The following is a 12,377-nucleotide window of genomic DNA, read 5'->3' as shown; positions in this document are numbered from 1 at the left end:
CATGTACTTAAGCAGCTTTATTTTTGATAAAAAAGAGTATGACGACGCGTTCTACGCCCTGGACGGTGAAATTGAGGCCCTGGCCCGTGCCCTGCCGGGGTTTATCGGCATGGAAAGTTTTACCGACACCGCCACCGGACGCCTGCTGAATAACTACTACTGGCAGGACCAGGCCAGTATGGACGCCTTAATCAGCGGGGCAATGCACCTGAAAGCCAAACGACAAAGCGCCCAGTGGATTGCCGGTTATCAGACCATAATCGCTCACATCGAGGGGGCCCATAACAGCAACCTCGACCACCCGCTGGCAGACCGCCCGGTAGCTTATATCCCCGGGAAACCGGCACAATAACCGCGTTTACAGTACCGCCGCACGCACAACACCGTGGCGGTGCTGGGTTAGTTGCTGCCACAGGGGCTGCAACCGTACCAGGGCATCACGCATCACCTCGGGTTCCAGGGTAAACGGCAGCCGCAGATAGCGTTCAAAAGCGCCATCCAGCCCGAAACGCGGCCCGGCACCGATGCGGATACCAATGGATTCGGCACTGGCAGCAAACACCGTTGCCAGCGGCTTTGGTAAGGCAATCCACCATGCCAGCCCCCCCTCGCCCGGCAGCAGTTGCCAGTCGGGGAATAACGCAGTAATGGCCGCGGCACAGGCATCCCGGCGCTGGCGCAGCATGGCGCGCCGGGCGGGCAGAAAGGTCCCGGCCTCCCGGAGCAGGTGCAATGTGGCCAGCTGTTCCAGTAGCGGTGTTCCCAAATCCATCGTCCCCCGCACCTGTATCAGTGAGGCAATGGTGCGCGATGACGCGCGGATCCATCCCAGCCGCAGCCCTCCCCAAAAACTTTTCCCCGCCGAGCCAAGAGTAATCACCTGCTCTGCATCGTCAAAAGCCGCCAGCGGCGGCGGCGGTGGATTATCAAACCATAAATCCACCATGGTTTCGTCCACCACGATGGCGGTGCGGGTCTGGGCTGCAATCCCGGCTACCGCCGCCCGGGTGTCAGCATCCATACAGCGGCCGGTGGGGTTGTGGTAATCAGGAATAAGGTACGCCAGGCGCGGCGCTGTCTGGGCAATGGTGGCACGCAACCCGTCGGTGTCCCACCCCTGGGCCGGCAGGCCCACCGCCACCGGGCGGCAGGAGGCACCATGAATGGCCGCCAGCGCCATCGGATAGGTGGGGTGCTCAATCACCACCCGGTCACCGGGGCCGGTCAGCAGCCGCAGCAACAGGCTAAACCCGCTAACCGCACCGTTGACCAGCATTATCTGATCGGCCCGGGTAGGCAGGCCCCGGGCGCTATAGCGTTCGGCTATCGCCTCCCGCAGGGCGGGCAAGCCATACTGATCATAACCGGTGGACCCAAGGTGCTCCGGTAGCGCCGCCAGCGCACTGGTGTAGGCCCGGTGTATCTCCGGGCCCGCCGCCAGCGCGGCAGTGGAGAGGTCCAGCACCGGCATCATCCCGGGCAAAGGCGCCCCGGTGGCCGGGCCATCGGGCAGCATGGTGACCGAGCCGGAGCCCTGGCGGCTCAACAAAAACCCGTCTTCACGCAGTTGCGCGAGGGCTGCCGCCACGGTGGTTCGGCTCACCCCCAGCGCCCCGGCCAGCTCGCGCTCCCCGGGTAACCGGCTCTCCAGCGGCAGGCGGCCATCCAGAATCAATAGCCGCAGCCCATCCGCCAGTTGGCGATACACCGGCACCCGGGCCAGTGGTTGGTGCCACTGGCCTAACAGTTTAATTAACGATGCGCTACCGGTTCTGCGTGCGTTCATAGCAATCCACTTTCTGATAACTGGACCTTAATATTCAGTCCATTTTGCGAAAAAATCCAGCCATTACCCACTTCGGAGCAATACATTATGGTACGGCGACTGCTGCAACTTTATATCGGACTGGTACTGTACGGGGTTTCCACCGCCATGTTCGTCCACGCCAGGCTGGGAGTGGATCCCTGGGATGTGTTTCACCTCGGGGTGGGGAGGATATTCTCCCTGACGATTGGCACGGTGATGATTGTGGTCGGCGCGCTGGTGCTGCTGCTGTGGATCCCACTGCGCCAGCGCCCGGGGCTGGGGACCCTGAGTAATGTGGTGCTCATCGGGCTGGCGGCGGATGCCACGCTGGCGCTGCTGCCCCCGGTAGAATCTCTGGTGGTGCGCAGCCTGTTGCTGGGGGCCGCCGTGTTACTGAACGCCATCGCCACCGGGATGTATATCGGCGCCGGGTTTGGGGCGGGCCCACGGGACGGCCTGATGACCGGTATCCACGCCCGTACCGGCTGGTCTATCCGCGCTATCCGTACCGCCATTGAGCTAACGGTACTGCTGGCGGGCATCATGATGGGCGGCGCATTTGGGGTGGGGACGATTATTTATGCCCTGACGATTGGCCCGCTGATCCAGCTCTTCCTGCCGTGGTTTCAGCCCGCTGCCCGGGATAAACAGCCCGCGGTCAGTGCCCCGGCCATACGCTGAGCTCGATGGCGAAAACCAGTCACGGGTGGCGCTGCAGGATCTGAAGGATAAACGCCCCATAACGGGACAGCACCGCCGGGTCCTGCAAATAGTCAGCGTGGGCCAGTCCGGTATGGGCATTGAGCGCTTTATCATGGTCGATGGCATGCAGCCCGACAGGGCTTATCGGGGGCGGCATAAACTCGGGAAGTTGCTTCCTCAGCATAAAATCCCGCGGGGAGAGGCAGTTAATCGCCTGAATCACATTACGATTATCGAGCAACTGGCCCGCACGCTGGCGGTCCAGACTCCCGGCCATAAAAAACAAATAGATATCGCGTTTTCTGGTCAGTTGCGCCACCATGTCGCCAATCAGCAGGGTCCCCATTGAATAGCCCACCAGCAGTAGCGCATCCTCCCCGGGCAACTGATTAATCATCGCGGCGGTCTGCTGGCTCACCGCGGCCATATTGCCGATGGCCACATCCCATTCGGCGTGCAGCGCAGCGCTACTGGCCACCAGCTGATACACCGCCTGAATGCCGTTACCGGTGGCAAGGTAAGGCGCGCCGGCGTCCCAGTCACTGTTGATAAAACGACAGGGCGGTGGGGTTTCTGAGGCGAAACCAGGCGTTAAGTCGAAGGCAGCTATCTCGTTCGCTGTGCTTTTAAAACCGTGGAAAATGAACACATGCAGCATAGGAGGGACCGGCGTCAGTAATACCCAATACCGCTAGTGTGGCATCCCGCCCGGCACAAGTAAAACCGCCACTCTCCAGGTGATTTAGCGGGTACTTTTTAACCACTGCGTGGTAGGATGAATCTCATTCATTGAGAGGTTAATCATCATGTCTTTTCTCGATTACGCAATGAAACTTATCAGCGGCACCTCCACCACAACCGTCACCTGTCCAACTTGCGGTTTCAAATCAACCCAACCGGTTTCAAAAATCCGGCTACGCCAGGCGATGCTGTGCCCCAAATGCAAGGCGCTGTTTGTGGTACCGCGCTGATCTGCCGGGCACCAGAGCAGGCCTGAGAACATGGAAAGATAATCCAATAGCGGAAAGCATAAAGGCGTATAATTAGCGTTCAATCAGTTGGAGTAATAAACAATGTCTTACACAAGTGGTTTACGACACTTTAAAGAACGTCCGGTACACGTGGCCTGCCCGGCATGTTCCCACCGGGCAGATCAGAAAGCGGGAAAAATGCGCAAAGATGCGATACTCGAATGCCCATCCTGTGGGCTCCATTTCCGTCCTTCAGAATGCTGGTGCATTGGCGGATAAGCCAGGCCGCTCACGCGGCTATCCCCGCACCGCCCGGAACAGCCACAAAGTGCGGAGATAATCCCGTTTCCCCTTCCTGTCTTTACCGTTCAGCGCCCGACTGTTCGCCAGCGTCAACGTCACGATACCAGCGAGGATGGTGCTTGCGGGCCCAGCGGCGGCTCACCTTGCCCTCAATCATGCCGCTAATCGACCCCTTCACCCAAAACGCCATATACATATGGATAAGGATCGCATGGATTAACACGATGGCCGCCGTGGCGTGGATCAGTAAACACCAGCGTACCAGCGGGATCGGGAAATAAGCCGCCAGATATGGCCGCCAGATAACCAGCCCGGTAGCCAGCAGTACCAGGATCATGCTCATGATGGTCCAGAACATCATTTTCTGCCCGGCGTTATATTTACCCACCTCGGCCACGTGGTGTTCATTGCCCTTCAGCACTTCTACTATCCCTTTGATCCACGGGATATCCTGGCGATCGGGGATATTGTGATGCACAAAGCGCACGAACATAAACACCAGCATCATAAAGATAAGCACCCCAAAAAACGGGTGCAATATCCGGCCCATCTGGGGGGTACCAAAGGTTTCCGTCAGCCACTGTAATGTGGGGAAAAACAGCGCTATCCCGGACAGCGATACCAGAAAGAAGCACACCACCACCGTCCAGTGGCAGGCGCGATCGATAAACCGGGTGCGCAGGATCGTCGGAGACTTACTCATGATAATTCTCCTCTTGAGCATCGGTTTCCTTATTCGGCCCGATCCCCACATAGTGATACATCAGCCCGGCAAAAGTGGCGATAAACCCGGCGGCGGACAGCGGCTTAAGGATCCCCTTCCACAAGTTCACCGGCGTCGCGATCGCCGGATCGCGCGGCAAGTTGTGGTACAGCTCCGGGTGGTTCGCATGGTGCAGAACGTACATCACATGGGTGCCGCCCACCCCCTGAGGGTTATACAGCCCGGCAGCGGGGTAGCCGTTTTGCTGTAACTGCACTACCCGCTCCGCCCCGGCGGCCAGCATCTCTTCTTTGCTGCCGAAACGAATCGCCCCGGTTGGGCAGGTTTTAGCACAGGCGGGCTCCTGGCCAACGCTGACCCGATCCACACACAGATTGCATTTATACATCCGGTTATCTTGCGGGTTCAGACGCGGGATATTAAAGGGGCAACCGGCAATACAGTAGCCACAGCCGATGCAGTGTTCCGACTGAAAATCCACAATGCCGTTAACGTACTGGATGATAGCCCCCTCAGACGGGCAGGCTTTCAGGCAGCCGGGATCGGCACAGTGCATACAGCCATCCTTGCGGATCAGCCATTCCAGCCGGCCGTTCTGCCGGGTTTCGCTAAAGCGCATCACGGTCCAGGCCTGGGCGCTTAAGTCGGTGGGGTTATCGTATACCCCAACACATTCCCCCACCTCCGCACGGATGTCGTTCCACTCCGCGCAGGCCACCTGGCATCCCTTACAGCCAATACAGCTGGAGACATCAATAAGTTTGGCGACCTCCTGTTTAGCGTCCCGCACCTGGGGCGGTTTAGTCAGGCTATTGGTGGCCGAACTTTTAATAATATCCTGTGATTGCATAGACATATGGCCTCCCCTTACACCTTCTCAATGTTGACGAGAAATGCCTTGTACTCCGGCGTTTGCGAGTTCGCATCCCCCACGGACGGGGTGAGCGTATTGGCGAGGAATCCCTTACGGGTGGCCCCTTCAAAACCCCAGTGGCAGGGGACACCAATGGTGGAGACCGGCTTACCGGCCACGGTCAATGTCTGCAAACGCGGCGTGACCACCGCTCTGGCGTTGATATAGCCGCGCTGTGACGAGACTTTCACCCAGTCACCGGCACGGATGCCTTTCTCCCTGGCCAGTACCTCACCCACCTCAACAAACTGCTGGGGCTGGGCAATGGCATTCAGCAAGGCGTGCTTCGTCCAGTGGCGGAACAGTTCGGTAATCGAATAGGTGGTCGCCACATAGGGGAAATTGTCCGCCGTACCGAGGGTTTTTCGATCCGCCGGGTACAGGCGCACCACCGGGCTATGGCTCACCGCCGGGTGCAGCGGGTTAGTCCCAATGGGGCTTTCCAGGGGTTCATAGTGTTCAGGGAACGGGCCATCCGCCAGTTTATTCAGGGCAAACAGGTGCCCCAGGCCATCCGGCAACATAATAAATGGCCCGACATTATCCCCGGGGGCGGAGTTGGGTGGGAAGTCCGGCACATCCAGCCCCTGCCATTTCCCTCCGTCCCAGTGCATCAGCGGGCGGCGTGGGTCCCAGGGGCGCCCCTGGGGATCGGCAGAGGCGCGGTTATAGAGGATCCGGCGGTTAAGGGGCCACGCCCATGACCAGCCGTTGACGGCCCCCAGCCCGGAAGGATCGGCATTATCGCGATTCGCCATCTGGTTGCCCTGCTCTGTCCAGCTCCCGGCGTAAATCCAGCACATGCTGCTGGTGGAGCCATCAGCCCGCAGTTGAGCAAAAGAGCTGAGCTGCTGCCCGGCTTTCGCCAGCAGCGTACCGTTGTTATCGTAGAGATCGCGCAAGGCGCGGCCATTCCCCTCCCGGGCCAGCTCTTCAGGCTGTGGCTCCCCCGGCTCAGCATAGCGCCAGTCGATAGCCATCAGCGGCTCTGGGGCGGTCCCCCCTTCCGTGCGGTACATCTCCCGCAGGCGTAAAAAAAGCGCAGCCAGAATCCGGGTATCATGGCGCGCTTCCCCCGGCGGGGTCGCCGCCGCGTAATGCCACTGTAACCAGCGGGAGGAGTTGGCGACAGAGCCGTTTTCTTCCGCAAAACAGGCGGTGGGCAGGCGGAAAACCTCGGTCATTATCGCACTGCTGTCCACATCGTTCATTTCATCGTGGTTCTGCCAGAAGCTGGCGGTCTCGGTGGCCAGCGGATCCATCACCACCATAAACTTCAGCTTAGAAAACGCCGCCACGGCTTTGTTTTTATTCGGGAATGATGCCAGCGCATTAAAGCCCTGCACCAGCAGGCCGTTAAACTCACCGTTGACCATCATCTCCATCTGGCTGATCACGTCGTATTTACGGTCCCATTTGGGCATCAAATCGTAGCCCCACTGGTTGTCCGCTGTGGCAGCATCACCATAAAAACCCTTCAGCAGGCTGACCATAAAGGCCGGGGTGTTCTGCCAGTAGTTCACCTGGCCGGGCATCATCGTTTTCGGGGTGGCGTGATCCATCCACTGCTGGAGGGTGGTCTGGTGCTCACCGGGAAGGGGTAAATACCCCGGCAGTGAGCCATCCAGCAGACCGAGATCGGTATATCCCTGCACATTCGAGTGGCCGCGCAGGGCATTGATCCCGCCCCCCATCATGCCGATGTTCCCCAGCAGCAGCTGAACAATGGCCGCCGTGCGGATGATCTGGGCCCCGTTGCTGTGGTGGGTCCAGCCCAGCGCATACAGAATAGTGGCGGTTTTATTGCTGGCCGCGGTATCTGCCAGCATCGCGGCGACCCGCAGGAAATCCTCCTGTGGCGTACCGCACAGGTTAGAGACCACCTCCGGGGTATAGCGGCTGACGTGGGCTTTTAGCAAGTTGAAGACACAGCGCGGATGGCTGAGGGTATCATCCCGTTTGATCTGGCCTGCGCTGTCCAGTTCGTAAGCCCAACTGCTGCGATCATAGCTACGGGTGGCGTCATCATAGCCACTGAACAGCCCCCCGGAGAACTGAAAGTCTGGCCGTACGATCAGGCTGGCATTGGTGTATGCCTTAACGTACTGGTGCTGGATTTTATCCTGTGAAAGCAGGTAGTTGGCTATGCCGGATAAAAAGGCCACATCGCTGCCGGGGCGGATGGGAGCATAAAAATCGGCCACCGAGGCGGAACGGTTAAAGCGCGGGTCCACCACCACCAGTTTGGCATTGTGCGTTTTCCTGGCCTCAATAACCCATTTAAAGCCAACCGGGTGCGCTTCCGCCGCATTACCGCCCATAATCAGGATAACATCGGCATTGCGAATGTCTATCCAGTTGTTGGTCATGGCGCCACGGCCAAAACTGGGGGCAAGTGCCGCCACTGTAGGGCCGTGGCAAAGCCGGGCCTGGTTCTCTACCGCCACCATTCCCAGCCCACGGGCAAATTTATTATCCAGAATGCCGGTTTCATTACTGGCCGCAGAGGAGCACAACATGCTGGTTGTCGCCCAGCGGTTCACGGTAACCCCGGCGTTATTGGTGGTGACAAAGTTGGCGTCGCGATCCGCTTTCATCAGCCGGGCAATGCGCGTGAAGGCATCTTCCCAGCTGATTCGCTGCCAGGTGTTACTGCCCGGCGCCCGGTACTCCGGGTATCTCAGGCGGTTTTTGCTGTGGATAAAATCCACTACCCCGGCCCCTTTGGGGCACAGAGATCCCCGGCTTACCGGATGGTCCGGATCACCTTCCACGTGGTAGATATTTTCCGTTACGTTTTTGGCATTATCGCCCATGCTGTACAGCAGCATGCCGCAGCCTACGGAGCAATAGGTGCAGTTATTGCGGGTCTCTTTGGCTTTTAGCAGCTTGTGTTGACGGATTTCTGCACGGGCAGAAAAGGAGGTAAGGAATCCGAGAGATGCAACGGTGCTACCCGCCAGACCTCCGGCACACATACGGAAGAATTGCCTGCGGCTCAGGGCCATATCGCCTCCAGCTTAAACTTAAGACAAGAATAGGGGCCGGATTATAAGAGCCTGATTTTCATAACGTCATAACACCATTGTGGTTATTGACTTTTCAGCAGAAGAGGGATTACGCCGTGGTGGGCAAGGCATTGGCACGCGCATAAACAATACCCGACAATGCGATTAACATTAATTAATTGATTTTATTGACAATAATAAAAAGGCACTTGCACTGCGGACGGTGCCTCTCATTTCGTGGCGCAATGAATATGTGCAACAGTGCCGCGATTGTCGCGGCACTACAGCGCCGGGAAATCGGCCACTTTACTGATCCAGAACAATTACCGGCGGCTTTAGCGATGAGAGCGAACCACCGGTTCGCCCGCACCGCCGGTAATCACAGCGGCTATTGCCACTCGGTTCGGTTACGGCCATTACGTTTCGCCAGATACATTAATTCATCCGCTTTTTTGAGTATCTCCTGAATAGAGAGATCCCCCTGGGGCCAGCTGGTAATACCGGAAGAAATCGTAATATTGCCGATGCCATCAATGGTGGTGCTTTCCACTTTTTTCCTCAGGCGTTCAACAACATCAATCGCCTTTTTCGTCGTGATATCGGGCAACAGCAGGTAAAACTCTTCGCCGCCCATTCGGCAGGCATAATCACCCTCACGGCAATTTTCCTGCATAATAGTGGCCAGCCACTGGAGGACAAAATCACCGGCATCATGGCCAAAGGAATCATTCACATGTTTAAAGTGATCAATATCAATAGAGGCGATAGAAAATAACTTTTTCTTCTTATTAAAATCATCCAGTACTGCCTGTGCCGCCCGACGGTTTAATAAGCGGGTCAAATGATCGCGGCTCGCCTGATCGCTTAACCATTTGATTTTTTCACGCACCAGGTCGATACCATTTAATAGCCCCTGCTTGATATATATCGCCTCAACATACCAGGCGTGGATATTTCTAATCTCGAGGTCAGCCTGATCGTTATCCATATGCCCGGCGCTGGCCGCCAGCCGGCGTAAGGGTGCGGAGATCATATTTGATAACCACCACAGTAAAAAGAATACCGGGATGCTAAGGGGCAAAGTGCCAATGACCATTTTGTACATTAACGTATTTAGCGATGCCAGAGTGGTTTCTTTGGGCTGTTGCGATACCACGCCCCAGTTAGCCAACGGGACGCTGGCATACCCCGCCAGCATGCGCGTGCCTTCTGAGTTAACCACTTCCAGAGCCCCGGTTTCACCCCGTTCTACCGCTTCTACCGCATCATTATCTTTTTCTGTGGTGCCAATGCGCCGTTTTTCGGGGTGGTACAGTAAGACATCATCCTGATCCACCAGATACACATAGCTCTTATCGCTATGGTAGTGTGAGCCAATAAGTGATGACAGGATATTATCCCTTTGCAGATGGATAGCGCCGCCCACGAAGCCAAGGTATTTGCCCTGGGGGTCAAATATCGGATACGAGATATAAACAATCAAACTACCCGACGCGGAGTTATAGGCATTACTGATAGTCGGACTCACATTGTGCAGCGATTGCTGAACGCCTTCGGTATCAATAATTTTGCCATTAATACTGATGTTTTCCGGGTAGGTGCCAATAACCCTACCGGAGGCATCGACCAGGGTGACAGAATCGAACCCCGAGTCCTGCTGCTGAATACGCTCCAGCTCGTTAGTAATGGCTTTTGGGTTATCAAATTTGTTTTCAAGGATATTAGCGCTATAGGCGAGCTGATCCATACTGACTCTGAAATAGAGTGAGATACTGGACGCAACCCGCTCCGCATAAGCGCGGTTTTTAGCTAATTCATTACTGACCAGAACATTTTGCTGAACGTGCCATGCAGAATAAAAACAGTTCAACAAAGTGAGCAGCATCACAAGTAATGAAAAAATTAAAATAAGAGATCTGAGACCGACCTTCCGTAGAGCAATCCATCGCATTTTAATCTTTCCAATTATGTATCAATAAAGAGTAATAACTTTCCGGTAATACAAACATCATATAGATATTTATCTATATTACACTATTTTTCTTATATTCAGTGCCCCGGAACATTGCTCGCTAACACCGTGTAATAGAAATATATTTTGATTTGTCACCCTCTGCATATTCAGCGGACAGCATTTTTTGCCTATTCAGCGCGTTAATAATGAACTGAAAAAAAGCACATTATCGCCAGAACAACACCCGGGGATAGGCAGAGCAAGGGAAAATAGCCTTTCTCCCCCTGTCTTCTGCCTATCCTTTAGCCTGTCTTATGGTTTTATCGGAAATACGACTATCGGGCGAGACGTTGCCTGATAAACAGCGCCGCGCGATCCAGGGCATCGTCCGCTTCATCCAGTACGCCAATAAAAGCCTGGAAGACGTGGGGAACATTGGCAGTAATATCAAGGATCACATCCACATCTGCCGCCCGGGCACGCTCGGCAAGGCGGGTAGAATCATCCAGCAGCAGCTCGTTAGTGCCCACCTGTAATAGCATCGCCGGAAAACCGGCCAGATTGGCATACACCGCGGGCGACAGCAACGCCTGGTGTGGGTCCGCCCCGCCGAGATACATATCACTGGAGGCGTGCAAATTTTCACGGCTAAAAAACGGATCAATACCGTTTTTACTCTCCACACTGTTCCCGGTGCGGGTGGCATCAAGCCCGGCAGAGAACGTCACAATCCCCCCCGGTAGCGGCAGGCCACGATCGCGGGCTCTCAGGCAGGCAGTGACACACAACCCACCTCCGGCAGAGTCGCCGGCAAACACTATCGAGTGTGGCTCAATACCGCTGTCCAGCAGCGCCTGATAGGCATCAGCACAGTCGTCAATGGCCGCCGGGAAGGGGTACTCAGGGGAAAGACGGTAATCCAGTGACAGCGCCTGTATCCCGGTTTTCGCTACCAGGCTGGTGGTCAGCGACAGCGCCGTTTCCGGGGACCCCATAATAAAACCACCGCCGTGAAAATAGAGGATGGTACCCGGGCGGGTGTGGTGCTGCGCCTCAACCCGCAGCGCCCGATGATAGCCCAGTTGTGCCTCACTCACCTTAACCCCTGGCGCGACAGGCATTGTGTTCATAAACCGCGCAAAATCATCCCGGATTTGCCCAATGCTGCGCGTCGCGGAGGCGGCAACTTTCGGCTGGCCAAGTGCCGTTTTCAGGCGTTCACGTTGTGCATTACTCATAATATTTACCGCTTACCGGCTTGAGGTGTCGATCGTCAGGCCTGAATAATAGCACTGCAATTGGGGATATCAGGGGGGTTATGTGCCGCTTAGCCACGGATTAATCATGATAACTCCCGCAGCCATCGCTGCGGGAGCGTTAACGGTTAACTTAAGCCACTGCGATATTCATACCGGACAACATATCGGCGTTCACCCCTACCAGGGTGACACTGTTTTCGCCGAAAGAAAGTAATGCATTATCATCAATAAATGACAAATGGTTGAGATAACTGTCACTCTGGCCAATATCCTGATTTTGCATAAATACCAGGCTGTCAGTCGTGGACAGGTTATAGACCGTATCGTGACCAAAATCACCGTAGAACAGCATGGTATTATCGCTGCCGCTCAGGTTAAAGATATCACTGCCGGCCCCGGAAACAATATTATTGAATTGCCCGGTAATCGAGATGTTACTGTCATTGTCCCCGGAGAAGAACCAGTTATCGTTCGCTGCGGTTGAAATAGTAAAGTTATTATCTGTGTTTGCATAATAACTATCAAAATAGCTGTAAGAATTATTATCACCCTCTAAGCCATAATCCGTTACATTATAGGTTTCACTACCTTTTATATCAAAGCCAAATAGATTGTACTTAGTATAGTCTACATTGACATGGCTTTGTTGAATAAATCGAACTTTTAGCCGAAATTAGGATCAGATCACCACACTCCTGACCCTGTAGCGACATCCTGTGACAAAGCAAAAGTTCAA

Annotated in this window: 12 protein-coding genes; 4 read left to right on the top strand and 8 right to left on the bottom strand. The window is 55.6% G+C overall.

Going from position 1 to position 12,377, the window contains the following annotated elements; translation table 11 throughout:
- The first annotated feature begins 1 nt into the window (after position 1).
- Complete coding sequence (locus F9C28_RS08280; protein WP_199014759.1) at positions 2-352, top strand: antibiotic biosynthesis monooxygenase family protein; 351 nt, start codon at positions 2-4, stop codon at positions 350-352.
- A 6-nt stretch (positions 353-358) separates the two neighbouring features.
- On the opposite strand, the gene yczR is transcribed toward F9C28_RS08280, so the two are convergent.
- The gene (yczR, locus tag F9C28_RS08275) at positions 359-1,786 is read right to left on the bottom strand and encodes a MocR-like transcription factor YczR (protein WP_199014758.1); all 1,428 of its coding nucleotides are present in this window, start codon (positions 1,784-1,786) and stop codon (positions 359-361) included.
- Between the two features lie 87 nt (positions 1,787-1,873).
- On the opposite strand from yczR, the gene yczE reads away from it, so the two are divergent.
- A complete protein-coding gene (gene yczE, locus F9C28_RS08270) occupies positions 1,874-2,488 on the top strand; it encodes a membrane protein YczE (RefSeq protein ID WP_199014757.1) in 615 nt (204 codons plus the stop codon).
- A 19-nt stretch (positions 2,489-2,507) separates the two neighbouring features.
- Here yczE and F9C28_RS08265 read toward each other — a convergent pair whose 3' ends face one another.
- Positions 2,508-3,167 (bottom strand): hypothetical protein, encoded by a 660-nt coding sequence (locus tag F9C28_RS08265; RefSeq protein WP_199014756.1) that lies wholly within the window; start codon positions 3,165-3,167, stop codon positions 2,508-2,510.
- A 148-nt stretch (positions 3,168-3,315) separates the two neighbouring features.
- Between F9C28_RS08265 and F9C28_RS20100 the strand changes: the two genes are divergently transcribed.
- Positions 3,316-3,480: a YnfU family zinc-binding protein gene (locus F9C28_RS20100; protein WP_269846421.1), complete on the top strand. Its 165-nt coding sequence runs from the start codon at positions 3,316-3,318 to the stop codon at positions 3,478-3,480.
- A 102-nt stretch (positions 3,481-3,582) separates the two neighbouring features.
- Positions 3,583-3,759 carry a YnfU family zinc-binding protein gene (locus F9C28_RS20455; RefSeq protein ID WP_408641456.1) on the top strand — a complete coding sequence of 59 codons (177 nt, stop codon included), beginning with the start codon at positions 3,583-3,585 and terminating at the stop codon, positions 3,757-3,759.
- Between the two features lie 82 nt (positions 3,760-3,841).
- Here the strand turns inward: F9C28_RS20455 and fdnI are convergent, their stop codons facing one another.
- The 6 genes from fdnI to F9C28_RS08235 form a co-directional block, all read right to left on the bottom strand.
- On the bottom strand, positions 3,842-4,486 hold the full coding sequence (gene fdnI, locus F9C28_RS08260; protein WP_199014755.1) for a formate dehydrogenase-N subunit gamma: 645 nt from the start codon (positions 4,484-4,486) through the stop codon (positions 3,842-3,844).
- Positions 4,479-5,363, bottom strand: a complete 885-nt coding sequence (gene fdxH, locus F9C28_RS08255) for a formate dehydrogenase subunit beta (protein ID WP_199014754.1) — start codon at positions 5,361-5,363, stop codon at positions 4,479-4,481. Before fdxH ends, fdnI begins: the two co-directional genes overlap by 8 nt.
- An 11-nt stretch (positions 5,364-5,374) precedes the next feature.
- On the bottom strand, positions 5,375-8,428 hold the full coding sequence (gene fdnG, locus F9C28_RS08250; protein WP_199014753.1) for a formate dehydrogenase-N subunit alpha: 3,054 nt from the start codon (positions 8,426-8,428) through the stop codon (positions 5,375-5,377).
- A 388-nt stretch (positions 8,429-8,816) separates the two neighbouring features.
- Positions 8,817-10,379, bottom strand: a complete 1,563-nt coding sequence (locus tag F9C28_RS08245; RefSeq protein ID WP_199014752.1) for a sensor domain-containing diguanylate cyclase — start codon at positions 10,377-10,379, stop codon at positions 8,817-8,819.
- 338 nt (positions 10,380-10,717) lie between these two features.
- On the bottom strand, positions 10,718-11,620 hold the full coding sequence (locus F9C28_RS08240; protein WP_199014751.1) for an alpha/beta hydrolase: 903 nt from the start codon (positions 11,618-11,620) through the stop codon (positions 10,718-10,720).
- 151 nt (positions 11,621-11,771) lie between these two features.
- The gene (locus tag F9C28_RS08235; protein WP_199014750.1) at positions 11,772-11,993 is read right to left on the bottom strand and encodes a hypothetical protein; all 222 of its coding nucleotides are present in this window, start codon (positions 11,991-11,993) and stop codon (positions 11,772-11,774) included.
- Positions 11,994-12,377: the final 384 nt, after the last annotated feature.

It is taken from the genome of Shimwellia pseudoproteus, assembly GCF_016415625.1.
In the GTDB taxonomy this organism is placed as follows: domain Bacteria; phylum Pseudomonadota; class Gammaproteobacteria; order Enterobacterales; family Enterobacteriaceae; genus Shimwellia; species Shimwellia pseudoproteus.
The sequence above is the reverse complement of the archived record's forward strand: the minus strand, read 5'-3'. Positions and strand labels throughout refer to the sequence as shown.

What these genes read in the sequence shown, in the direction of transcription:
- F9C28_RS08280 (WP_199014759.1), top strand. Translation starts at nt 2, where the DNA reads ATGTACTTAAGCAGCTTTATTTTTGATAAAAAAGAGTATGACGACGCG.
- yczR (WP_199014758.1), bottom strand. Translation starts at nt 1,786, where the DNA reads ATGAACGCACGCAGAACCGGTAGCGCATCGTTAATTAAACTGTTAGGC.
- yczE (WP_199014757.1), top strand. Translation starts at nt 1,874, where the DNA reads ATGGTACGGCGACTGCTGCAACTTTATATCGGACTGGTACTGTACGGG.
- F9C28_RS08265 (WP_199014756.1), bottom strand. Translation starts at nt 3,167, where the DNA reads ATGCTGCATGTGTTCATTTTCCACGGTTTTAAAAGCACAGCGAACGAG.
- F9C28_RS20100 (WP_269846421.1), top strand. Translation starts at nt 3,316, where the DNA reads ATGTCTTTTCTCGATTACGCAATGAAACTTATCAGCGGCACCTCCACC.
- F9C28_RS20455 (WP_408641456.1), top strand. Translation starts at nt 3,583, where the DNA reads ATGTCTTACACAAGTGGTTTACGACACTTTAAAGAACGTCCGGTACAC.
- fdnI (WP_199014755.1), bottom strand. Translation starts at nt 4,486, where the DNA reads ATGAGTAAGTCTCCGACGATCCTGCGCACCCGGTTTATCGATCGCGCC.
- fdxH (WP_199014754.1), bottom strand. Translation starts at nt 5,363, where the DNA reads ATGTCTATGCAATCACAGGATATTATTAAAAGTTCGGCCACCAATAGC.
- fdnG (WP_199014753.1), bottom strand. Translation starts at nt 8,428, where the DNA reads ATGGCCCTGAGCCGCAGGCAATTCTTCCGTATGTGTGCCGGAGGTCTG.
- F9C28_RS08245 (WP_199014752.1), bottom strand. Translation starts at nt 10,379, where the DNA reads ATGCGATGGATTGCTCTACGGAAGGTCGGTCTCAGATCTCTTATTTTA.
- F9C28_RS08240 (WP_199014751.1), bottom strand. Translation starts at nt 11,620, where the DNA reads ATGAGTAATGCACAACGTGAACGCCTGAAAACGGCACTTGGCCAGCCG.
- F9C28_RS08235 (WP_199014750.1), bottom strand. Translation starts at nt 11,993, where the DNA reads ATGCTGTTCTACGGTGATTTTGGTCACGATACGGTCTATAACCTGTCC.